The sequence below is a fragment of the Fusibacter sp. genome (assembly GCF_057447755.1).
Genome location: NZ_JBVBZF010000502.1, coordinates 1 through 1,741, shown reverse-complemented (window position 1 = coordinate 1,741; position 1,741 = coordinate 1). Strand labels below are relative to the sequence as shown.

3 protein-coding genes are annotated in these 1,741 nt (G+C 37.4%); all 3 read left to right on the top strand.

Annotated elements, in window-relative coordinates:
- The coding region (locus AC220I_RS22130) for a Crp/Fnr family transcriptional regulator (RefSeq protein WP_486726036.1) at nt 1–685 on the top strand (685 nt) is incomplete at its 5' end.
- Between the two features lie 86 nt (nt 686–771).
- Nucleotides 772–1,542 carry a formate/nitrite transporter family protein gene (locus AC220I_RS22125; protein WP_486726035.1) on the top strand — a complete coding sequence of 257 codons (771 nt, stop codon included), beginning with the start codon at nt 772–774 and terminating at the stop codon, nt 1,540–1,542.
- Between the two features lies 1 nt (nt 1,543).
- A partial coding sequence (locus tag AC220I_RS22120; protein ID WP_486726034.1) for a hypothetical protein occupies nt 1,544–1,741 on the top strand: 198 nt, incomplete at its 3' end.

The following is a 1,741-nucleotide window of genomic DNA, read 5'->3' as shown; positions in this document are numbered from 1 at the left end:
TGTGACTATAGACCACATAAAAGGCATAGAAGCCTTTAAAGACCTGAAAGAAACAACACTCTTGGCATTGTTAAAAATCGCAAATCTCAAGAAACTCAATAAAAATGAGGTTCTTTTCAGAAATAAAGACCAAATTGGATATGTCTATGCAGTAATTTATGGCAAAATGGCACTTCTGAGATATTGTGCCAATGGCCAAAAACGCGTCTTTTTCATTTTGAATGAAGGAAGCTTAATTAATGAAGTGGTCTTTGATAATCTACCAGTATCGGTGGATTGTGAATGCTTTGAACAAGCGCTTATTATTACATTTCCAAAATTGGAAATGCTGGCACTCATGAAAAATGACTTTGATTTGACACTGCAAATATTAAATTCAAGCGCTAGAAAACAAAGACGACTCTTTAGGCAACTCAAGAATACCGTACAGACCAAGATCGATAAAAAACTGGCTGCAAAGCTATGGAAGCTCACTAAGGATCATGGGCGAAACACTGCAGAAGATGGTTGGAAGGAAGTTGACCTCAATATTAATATCACATACCTTTCTTATTTGCTTGGTGTGCCGAGAGAATCTATTTCAAGGGCCATGTCTGAGCTTATTGACAAGGGGTATGTGAAGTGGCGCGAGAAAGCCTTGCTCGTAAATGAAAATGAAATTTTAGAATATTATCGAAAAGTGTGAGATTTGTCACATCCAATTAAAATCCAGTGTGGTAACATTTATCCATAAAGATTGTTAAAACATAGTCAATTTATGGAGGTAGAAAAATGTTTACAGAAACACTGGATTTTTTAGTTGGCGCGGCAGTAAAGAAGGCAGCTTTTTTAAAGTCAAGCAAGGGAAGATATATCTTGGCATCTGCATTTGCTGGATTTTATGTTGGTTTAGGTATTTTATTGATTATGGTAATTGGCAGCATGGGAGCTGCAAGCGGGTTTGCCTATGGCAAAATGTTAATGGGCTTGTCATTTGGTATCGCATTAAGCTTGGTGATTATGACTGGATCAGAGCTTTTTACAGGAAATAATATGATCATGATGGCAGGTGTTTTAGATAAAAAGGTAACTTTTTTGGATGCTTGTGGTATTTGGCTATACAGCTATATTGGTAACTTCATAGGCTCATTTCTCATTGGCTTTTCATTTGTTATGACAGGCATTAGCGGCACACCTGTGGGCGATTTTATATTGAAGGTATCGGCAGGTAAGATGAGTGGTGCCTTTATGCCACTATTGTTTAAAGGTATTATATGTAATGTATTGGTTTGCTTAGCGGTACTTTGTGCCTTAAAAATGAAATCGGAATCGGGTAAGTTAATTATGATTTTTTGGTGTTTATTTGCATTTATTACCATAGGTGCGGAGCATAGTGTTGCAAATATGACCATTTTCTCAATGTCATTATTAATGCCACACACTGATCCGGTATCGATTGCAGGTATGTTCCAAAACCTAATCCCGGTGACAATTGGTAATTTCATTGGTGGTGCCTTGGTACTTGGCGCAGGCTATTTCTACCTTGGAAAGCCAGTAAAGTAATATGAAAAAGCGAATTATACTAGTGCATAAGGGAAGCTCATTCAAAGCCGCATATGATGAACTTATGGGATTTGCCTTGGAATGTCAATCTATGTTTCCCGAGTTTGAGGTGATTTTGACGATGACTTCGACTAGAGCCATCAACAAATTGAGCCATAGAGGCATTAATATTAAGCCCCTAGCAACATTGCTGTTTGAT